This window comes from Nocardia puris (genome assembly GCF_003315035.1).
Classification (GTDB): domain Bacteria; phylum Actinomycetota; class Actinomycetes; order Mycobacteriales; family Mycobacteriaceae; genus Nocardia; species Nocardia puris.
On sequence record NZ_QNRE01000020.1, the window covers coordinates 43,609 to 53,369 of the forward strand.

3 protein-coding genes are annotated in these 9,761 nt (G+C 72.5%); all 3 read left to right on the forward strand.

Going from position 1 to position 9,761, the window contains the following annotated elements; all coding sequences use genetic code 11:
* Positions 1-168 precede the first annotated feature (168 nt).
* Positions 169-1,035 carry a M23 family metallopeptidase gene (locus tag DFR74_RS31855; protein WP_084538155.1) on the forward strand — a complete coding sequence of 289 codons (867 nt, stop codon included), beginning with the start codon at positions 169-171 and terminating at the stop codon, positions 1,033-1,035.
* 106 nt (positions 1,036-1,141) lie between these two features.
* Positions 1,142-2,122, forward strand: a complete 981-nt coding sequence (locus DFR74_RS31860) for a helix-turn-helix domain-containing protein (RefSeq protein ID WP_067513855.1) — start codon at positions 1,142-1,144, stop codon at positions 2,120-2,122.
* A gap of 198 nt (positions 2,123-2,320) precedes the next feature.
* Positions 2,321-9,637 (forward strand): non-ribosomal peptide synthetase, encoded by a 7,317-nt coding sequence (locus DFR74_RS31865; RefSeq protein ID WP_067513854.1) that lies wholly within the window; start codon positions 2,321-2,323, stop codon positions 9,635-9,637.
* The last annotated feature ends 124 nt before the right edge of the window (positions 9,638-9,761 follow it).

The following is a 9,761-nucleotide window of genomic DNA, read 5'->3' on the forward strand; positions in this document are numbered from 1 at the left end:
GAAGGTTGCGAAATGGTCACGACGGGGTAGAGTTCCCGTCACAACGGATGCCGAAACGTTACAAAGTTCGGCCACCGGGAAATCGGGAGAGCTTCGCGATCCTATCCGGTACCGCGCCCGGCGCGACGGCTTCGTTGATGACTTGTAGTCGGACGCAAGGACGCAGCTTTGTCTCAGCACCGGGTAGGCCCCAGCTCCATTTCCGTCAGCGCGCTCCTCGGCGACGGTGTGACGGGTCGGCCGACGCGGCACCGCGCCGAGACCGGTCAGTTCGAGAAGGTCCGCGCCGCCGCGGGCGCCGCCGTCGCCGCGGGCGCCCTGGTCGGCACCGTCGCGCAGCTGGCCCCGGCCATCGCCAACGCCTCCCCGCTGGGCCCCTCCCGCGAGGCCGACGCGGCCGCCGACGAGATCACGTTCAAGGGCACCGTCGAGGCGCCCGCCCTCGCGGCCAAGCAGGTGTCCGCCCCGGTCGAGGCCGCGCCCGAGCCGGTCGTCGAGGCCACCCCGGTCGCGTCGCCCGTCGCCGCCCCCTTCGGCATCCCGAATCTGCCGCCCGAGCTCGCGGGCCCGCTGGCCCACGTCGAGGACGTGCTCAAGGGCGCCCAGCAGCAGTTCGCGCCCCCCGCCCCGGCCGCGGTCCGCCCGGTCGGCGGCGCCATCAGCTCCGGCTACGGCACCCGCTGGGGTGCCTTCCACTACGGCATCGACTTCGCCGATCGGCTCGGCGCCCCGATCCATTCGGTCAGCAGCGGCACCGTCGTCGAGGCCGGTCCGGCCTCGGGCTTCGGCCTGTGGGTGCGCGTCCTCCAGGACGACGGCACCACCGCCGTCTACGGCCACGTCAACGACATGTACGTGACGCAGGGTCAGCGCGTGAACGCCGGCGACGTGATCGCCTCGGTCGGGAACCGCGGCCAGTCCACCGGCCCGCACCTGCACCTGGAGATCTGGGATCAGGGCGGCGCCAAGATCGACCCGCTGCCCTATCTCGCCTCGCGCGGCGTCCCGATGCACTGGGGCCCCACCGCGCACTGATGCCGGTGCGCCACCCCACGTCGATGGCCGCCGAGACGCCACGGCGGGTGGTCCGGCGCGTATTCCTCCCACGACTCCGTCTTCCGGCTCCCGTTAAGCTCGGGCCGTGACCGAGCTCGGCGATATCTTCGAGCCGGCGTCGCTCCACGGGCGGGCCTACGCCGTGCTCGTGCACCATCCGCGATCCGGCCTCACCGATATCGCGCGCCTTCTGGACGTGTCCGCCGAGGAGGCGGCCGCGACTCTCGACGTGCTCGTCGCGATGCAGGCCGCCGTCCGCGTCGACACCAACGGTGAACCGCGCTGGGACGCGCACGCGCCGGAAGCACTGTCCGAGGCCGAGGCCCGGCGCCGCAGGCACGAGATCGACCAGATGCACGCCGTGGCCGCGCGGCTCAGCGAGACCTTCCGCTCGGTGCGGCGTTCGCCGCGCGGCAACGGCAGCGTGGTGCCGGTCTACGAGCGCCTGGAGATGCTGGCCGATTTCGAGGAGATGCAGACCGGCGCACGCGGCAGCGTCAAGATCATCGAGCGCGGTCCCTACCTCAGCGACCCGGACCGCGAGAACCAGCAGTACCTGCTCAAACGCAGCAGGATCGGCGAGGGCATCCGCTATCAGACCCTCTATCAGGACACCATCTACCAGGACGCGGACCGGTTGCGGCACGCCCTGTCGACCAATGCCGGCGGCGCGCAGGCGCGCACCCTGCCCGAGCCGCCGTTCAAGCTGATCATCAGCGACGACGAACGCGCCAGCCTGGTCCTGCACGCCGACGAGCGCCGCCCCGATCCGATGGGCCTGCGTTTCACCGACTCACCCGCGCTGCGCGCCTTGGTGCGCACCTTCGACGTGCTGTGGTCGCTGGCCGCGCCGATCTCGGTGAACCCGTCCGCCGATGAACTCGACGAGCGCGACAAAGCGATTCTCACCCTCATGGGCCTCGGCGCCACCGACGACACAATCGCGCGCAGGCTCGGCATGTCCCGGCGCACCGTGGTGCGCCGCACCGCGCGGCTGCTGGAAAGGCTCGGGGCCAGCACCCGGTTCCAGGCGGGCGTGCAGGCCACCCGCCGCGGCTGGCTGTGAGCTGCCGCACATCCGTGTTGCCCTGACGGTGCTCACGGGCGATACCCCACGGAAGTACCGGCACGGTGCGGGCTCGGCGGCTGCGTATATTGGATTTCTCCGAACGTGGCTCCATGTTCGAGAGTGCCGTGTGGGTTCGGGGACGGTCCGCCAATGCGGTCTGCAGGCGCGTGAACGGCGTGAGAGGAAGAACTAGCAATGGTTGGAGCCCGTCGATCGGGTCGGGGGAGCCGTCGTGCCAGGTCCAGCGCTCCGCTGCTGGCGCAGTTGCTCACCTCCGCGGTCGAAGGGGCCGCCGACGTCGTCGCGGTGCGCTACGCCCCGCTCGACGATCCCGCCGCCGAGCGCAGGCTCACCTACCGCGAACTCGACGAACTCTCCTCCCGGCTGGCGCGCGCGCTCATCGCGCGCGGCATCGGCCCCGGTGACATCGTCGCCGTCGGCATCGCCCGCAGCATCGAATCGATGCTGTCGGTGTGGGCGATCGCCAAGTCCGGCGCGGCGTTCGTGCCCGTCGACCCCAACTTCCCCGCCGACCGCATCGCGCACATCGTCGGCGACTCGGGCGCGGTGCTCGGGCTGACCACGTCGGTATACCGCGATCGGATGGATCAGAGCATCCCGTGGCTGGAGCTGGACGACGCCGAACTGCTGGCGCGAATCGAGCAACTGCCCGGTCACCCGGTGTCCTACGCCGACCGCGTGCGCGCGCTCGACCAGCGCCATGCGGCCTACGTCATCTACACCTCCGGCTCGACCGGCCGCCCGAAGGGTGTGGTGGTCAACCATCTCGGGCTCGGCGCGCTGGCCGGGGCGCTGCGGGACCGCTACGACATCCGGGGCGGGGAGCGCGTGCTGCACGTCAGCTCGCCGAACTTCGACGCGTCGGTGATGGAGATGCTGATGTCGTTCCCGCACGGGGCGACGCTGGTGATCTCCCCGGCCGCCGTCTTCGCGGGTGCCGACCTGCGCGAGCTGATCCGCCGCGAGCGGGTCGCGATCGGGGCGATCACCCCGGGCGTGCTGGAGTCGATGGACCCCGCCGGACTGCCCGATCTGCGGGCCGTGGTCGCGATCGGCGACCGGTTCGGGGCCGATCTGGTCGGGCGGTGGACCGTCGACGGCCGCGCCTTCTACAACGGGTACGGCCCGACCGAGACCACGGTCGTGGTGACGACCACCGAGCCGATGCGCGCGGACGAGCCGGTCACGATCGGCACGCCGCTGCCCGGTGTCGGCGCGTTCGTCCTCGATTCCCATTTGCGGCCGGTGCCCGCCGGGGTGACCGGCGAGCTGTACCTGGCCGGGGGCGGGCTGGCCGAGGGCTATCTGAATCGGCCCGGACTCACGGCGGAACGCTTCGTGGCCAACCCCTTCGGCGCGGACAGCGGCCAGCCGGGCGCGCGCCTGTACCGCACGGGCGATCTGGTGCGGCGGACCGCCGCGGGCACGATCGAACACCTCGGTCGGTCGGATTTCCAGGTGAAGATCCGCGGCCTGCGCATCGAGCTGGGCGAGATCGACAGTGCGCTCACCGCGCACCCGGACGTCGACTTCGCCGTAACTCTGGGGCGTGAGCTGCCCTCGGGCGCGACCGCGCTGGTCGCCTACGTGCTGCCGAGTCCGGGCAAGACCGTGGACACCGCCGCGCTCGCGGAGTTCGCGGGCCGTTCGCTGCCCGCGTACATGGTGCCGTCGGTGATCATGGTGCTCGACGAGATCCCGCTGACGCCGGTGGGCAAACTGGACCGCGCGGCGCTGCCCGAGCCCGAGTTCGCGGTGCGCGAGTACCGCGAGCCCGCGACCCCGGCCGAACGGATCGTCGCGGAGGTGTTCGCCGCCCTGCTGCTGCGCGACCGGGCCGAGGCGCGGATCGGCGCGGGCGACGACTTCTTCGAACTGGGCGGCAACTCGCTGCTCGCCGTGCAGGCCGCGGCCCGGATCGGCGCGGCACTCGGCACACAGGTGCCGGTGCAGACGTTCTTCGAGGCCGGCACCGTCGAGGAGCTGGCCGCCCGGCTCGACGGTCTGGCCGAGGCGCCGTCGCTGCCCGAGCTGCGGCCGCGCCCGCGCCCGGATCGCATCCCGCTGTCCTACGCACAGCAGCGGATGTGGTTCCTGAACCGGTTCGACCCGGCGAGCGCCGTGAACAACATCCCGCTGGCCGTGCGGCTTTCGGGTCCGCTGGACGTGGCCGCGCTGCGCGGCGCGGTGCGCGATCTGGTGACCGGCCACGAAGTGCTGCGCACGGTATACCCGAGTGTCGATGGCGAGGGATTCCAGCTCATCCTGCCCGTCACCGACGAGCACGCCGTGCCCGAACTGCCGGTGCGGCCGGCCACGCCGGAAGAACTGCCCGGCCTGATCACCGCCGCCGTCACCGAGGGGTTCGACGTCACCGCCGCGCCGCCGATCCGGTTGCGGCTCTGGGAGATCGGCGACGACGAGCACGTGCTGGTGTGCGTGGTCCACCACATCGCCGGTGACGGTTTCTCGATGGCCCCGCTCACGCGCGACCTGATGGCCGCCTACGTGCGCCGCACGTCCGGCGCCGAGCCCGAGCCGCCCGCCCCGGCCGTGCAGTACGCCGACTACACGCTGTGGCAGCGCGAGGTGCTGGGCAGCGAAGACGATTCGGAATCGACGCTGTCGGAACAGATTGCGTTCTGGCAGCGCGAATTGGCCGGGCTGCCGGAACAATTGGATCTGCCCGCCGACCGTCCGCGCCCTGCCACCGCGTCGAATCGCGGTGCGACGCACGCCTTCACGGTGCCGCCCGAGGTGCACGCCGGGCTGCACGAAGTGGCGCGCGCCCACCACGCGACGCTGTTCATGGTGGTGCACGCCGCGCTCGCGACCTTGCTGGCCCGGCTCTCGGGCACCCGCGACATCGCCGTCGGCACCCCGGCGGCCGGGCGCGGCGAGGCCGCCCTGGACGACGTGATCGGCATGTTCGTCAACACCCTGGTGCTGCGCTCGGAGGTGGACCCGGGCGCCGGGTTCTCCGAACTGCTGGAGCGGGTGCGCGCCCGCGATATCGCCGCGTTCGGGCACGCGGACGTGCCGTTCGAGCGGCTGGTGGAACTCCTCGACCCCGCGCGCTCGGCGGCGCGGCACCCGCTGTTCCAGGTGATGCTGACCTTCCAGAACCTGGAGCGCACCGAACTCGCGCTGCCCGGCCTGACCGTCTCGGGCGTGGACATGGCGGCCGCCTCGGCGAAGTTCGACCTCCAGGTCACCGTGGTGGAGGAACCCGATTTCGGCGGTATCGCCACCGAATTCACCTACGCCACCGATCTTTTCGACCCCGAGACGGTGCGCGGCTTCGCCGAGAAGCTCGGGCGCGTGCTCGCGGCGGTGGCGGCCGACCCGGACGCGGTGGTCGGTGACATCGACCTGTTCGCCGCGGGTGAGCGGGATCTGGTGCTGCGCGAGTGGAACTCCCCGGGCGCGCAGGTGCCCGAGGTGACGCTCGTGGACCTGGTGGAATCCCGTGCGACGGCCACGCCCGACGCCGTGGCTGTGCGCTTCGGCGACACCGCGCTGTCCTACGCCGAGCTGCGGCGGCGTGCGAGCCGCCTCGCGCGGGCGCTCATCGCCCGCGGTGTGGGGCCGGAAGCCAAAGTGGCGGTCGCGCTTTCGCGCACCGAGGAGTTGCCCTTCGCGCTGTACGCGGTGCTGCTCACCGGTGCGGCGTACGTGCCCATCGACACCACCTATCCGGCGGCCCGCCTCGAGTTCACCCTCGGCGACGCCGCTCCGGTGTGCGTGCTCACCACCGCCGCCGACGCGGAAGCCGTTCCCGCCGGGGACATTCCGCTGGTGCTGCTCGACGAGGTCACCGACTTCTCCGACGCCCCGGTCACCGACGCCGACCGCCTCGCGCCGCTGCGCCGCGACAACCTCGCCTATGTCATCTACACCTCGGGCTCGACCGGTGTGCCGAAGGGCGTCGGTGTCTCGCACCGCAATGTGGTGCAGCTGTTCGCGAACACCGAGCCGCTGTTCGGATTCGGCGCGGACGACGTGTGGACGCTGTTCCACTCCTACGCCTTCGACTTCTCGGTGTGGGAACTGTGGTGCGCGCTGGCGACCGGCGGCACCGTGGTGGTGGTCGACTACCTGACCTCGCGGTCGCCGGAGTTGTTCCGCGCGTTGCTGATCCGCGAGGGCGTCACCGTCCTGAACCAGACGCCCTCGGCGTTCTATCAGCTGGCCGAGGCCGACGCGGCCGCCACCGACCCGGGACTCGCGCTGCGGTACGTGATCTTCGGCGGCGAGGCGCTCGACCTGCGCAGGCTGCGCCGCTGGTACGAGCGGCACCCGGCCGACGCGCCGCGCCTGGTGAACATGTACGGCATCACCGAGACCACCGTGCACGTCTCGTACGTGGCGCTGGACCCCGCCGACACCGACGAGGCGGCCAGCGTCATCGGCCGCGCGCTGCCCGGGCTGAGCGCCTTCGTGCTGGACAGCAGGCTCGCGCCCGCACCCGTGGGTGTGGCCGGCGAGATCTATGTCGCGGGCGATCAGCAGTCGAGGGGCTACCTGGGCAGACCGGGACTCACCGCCGCGCGGTTCGTCGCGAATCCGTTCGGGGAGCCGGGTTCTCGCATGTACCGGTCCGGCGACGTGGGCCGGTGGGCCACGCCCGGCGGTGCCGCGCGGCTCGAGTACGCGGGCCGCGGCGATCAGCAGGTGCAGTTGCGCGGGTTCCGCATCGAACTGGGTGAGATCGAAGCCGCCCTGGAGCGGTGCGCGGGCGTGCGGCACGCGGTGGTCGTGGTGCGCGCCGACGAACATGCGGGCGACCGCCTGATCGGTTACGCGGTGCCCGACGCGGATGCCGCCCTCGATCCGACGGAATTGCGTTCCGCCGCAGCCGAATTCCTGACCTCCTACATGGTGCCCGACGCCATCGTGGTGCTCGGCGAACTGCCGCTCACCCCGAACGGCAAACTGGATCGCAAGGCCCTGCCGGAACCGGAGTTCGTGTCCGGGGCGGAGTTCCGCGCCCCCGCGACCCCGGTGGAGCAGGCCGTGGCGGGCGTGTTCGCCGAACTGCTCGGCGCCGACGCGGTGGGCCGCGACGACGACTTCTTCGCCATGGGCGGCAACTCCCTGCTGGCCACCAGGGCGGTGGCCCGGATCAACGAGGCCGTCGACGCCGCGCTGGCGGTGCGCGAATTGTTCGAATCGCCGACCGTCGCCGCGCTGGCGGGGCGGATCGTGCCCGGCGGCGCGTCCGACCGGCCGCCGCTCACCGCCGCCGAGCGCCCGGCGCGGATTCCGCTGTCGCTGGCGCAGCGGCGCATGTGGGTGCTCAACCAGCTCGACACCGAATCCGCCTCGTACAACATCCCGTTCGCGCTGCGGCTGAGCGGCGAACTCGACGTCGCCGCGCTGTCGGCGGCGGTCGCGGACGTGCTGACCCGTCACGAATCGCTGCGCACCCGCTTCCCGTCCGACGGTCCGGGCGGCGAGCCGTACCAGGAGATCCTGCCGGTGGGCGAGGCGCTGCCGGGCGGGCTCGCGGTGCGCACCGTCGCCGATGTCGCCGCGGCGGCCACCGCCATGGCGGACGCGGGATTCGATGTCACGCAAGGGGCTCCGGTGCGCGCCGCGTTGTTCACCGACGGCACGGCGGGGGAGTGGCTGCTGGTCGTGGTGGTGCACCACATCTGCGCCGACGGCGCCTCCCTCACGCCGCTGGCGCGCGATCTGGTGACCGCCTACCTCGCCAGGAGCGCGGGCCAGGAGCCCGGCTGGCCGCCACTGGCGGTGCAGTACGCCGACTTCGCGCTCTGGCAGCGCGCCGTGATCGGTGACGACGGCGACGAGAACAGCGTGGCGGCACGGCAATTGGCGTACTGGCGCGAGCAGCTCGCGGGCCTGCCCGAACTGCTGGAACTGCCGCAGGACCGGCCGCGCCCCGCACTGCCCTCGCTGCGCGGGGCGACCACCTCGCTCGACCTGCCCGCCGAGCTGCACGCGGGTCTGGAGCGGATCGCGCGCGAGCACAAGGCCTCGCTGTTCATGGTCGTGCACGCGGCGCTGGCGGCGCTGCTGGCCCGGCTCTCCGGCGGCTCCGATATCGCCGTCGGCACGGCGGTCGCCGGGCGCGGGGAACGCGCGCTCGACGATCTGGTCGGTATGTTCGTCAACACGCTGACGCTGCGCACGGCGGTCGACAAGTCCGCCGCGTTCGACGATCTGGTCGAGACGGTCCGCGCGACCGATCTCGCCGCGTTCGCCAACGCCGACCTGCCGTTCGAGCGGGTCGCGGAGGTGGCCGCGCCGGGGCGCGGCGGCGAGCACAACCCGCTGTTCCAGGTGGTGCTGAACTTCCTGAACAACGAGCGGGCGAGCCTGGCGCTGCCCGGACTCGAGATCGCGGCCGTCGAGCCGGGCGCGGTCGCCGCCAAATTCGACTTGCAGGTCAACGTGGCTCCGGTGCCCGGCGAGGGCGGCGAGCCGGGTGGGCTGGCACTCGTCTTCACCTATGCCACCGACCTTTTCGACGAGGCGACGGTGCGCGCGCTCGGCCGCCGTTTCGAGCGGCTGCTCGCGGCCGTGGTGGCCGACCCGCAGGCGCCCGTCGGCGATATCGACATCCTGGACGAGGACGAGCGCGCCCGCCTGACCGGTGCGGCGCAGCCCGCGCCCGTCGCCGAACAGGCCGCGCCCGGGGGCGGCACCGCGCTCGCGCAGTCGTTCGGCGCGGCCGTCGAGGACGATCCGGACGGTCCCGCGCTGGTGTGGGGCGAGGAGGAGATCGGCTACGGCGAACTGGACGCCCGCTCCTCGCGCCTGGCCAGGGCGCTCATCGCGCGCGGTGTCGGACCGGGCGCGGGGGTGGCGGTGCGGCTGGATCGCGACGCACACTGGGCGGTCGCGGCGTGGGCGGTGCTCAAGGCGGGCGCCGCGGTGGTCCCGCACGCCGGGGCCGCCGTGCCGTCGGAGGGGCCGCCGGTCGCGATCGGCGTCACCGACTCCCGCCACGAGGGCGGCGACGGCGTCGACTGGCTGAACCTGGACGATCCCGCGGTGACCGCCGATATCGCGGTGCGTTCGGCCCGCCCGGTGACCTACGCCGACCGCACCCGCGCGCTGCGCGGCGCCGACCCGGTGTTCGCCGCGGGCGGGTGCGTCCGCACCTACGACGAGCTGGCCGCCGCGGCCGAGCGCCTGCGCGCCCGCACCGAGCTGACCTTCGAGTCGCGCACCTTCTACCGGGGCAGGCCGGTGTCGTTCGGCGCGCTGCTGGAACTGGTGGCGGCCGGAGTGTCGGGCGCGTCGATGGTGCTGATCCCGGAGCCCGAGGCGGGCGAGCTGTCCGCGGCGCTGGCCGAGGAGTGGGTGACCCACCTGGTTGCCGGGAGCTCCGGCCTCGACGCGATCCGCACCGACGGGCTGGAGGACCTGCGCGCGGTGGTCATCGACGGGGGCGCGACGCCGGATCACGTCGGGACCGTGGAGCTGGTGGTCGGCGTGGACGAGTTGCTGCGGGTGTGAGCGGCACACCAGCCTAGGCTGGGTAACGGCCCGCGGGGCGCGGTCCGATGAACATCGGTGGGGCGGAGGGCCAGGCGGCGCCGTCACGCTATCGGGTGGTTCGAAGATATGCGAGGTGGTAGAC

Coding starts and splice junctions, on each gene's coding strand:
- DFR74_RS31865 (WP_067513854.1), top strand. CDS start 2,321: ATGGTTGGAGCCCGTCGATCGGGTCGGGGGAGCCGTCGTGCCAGGTCC.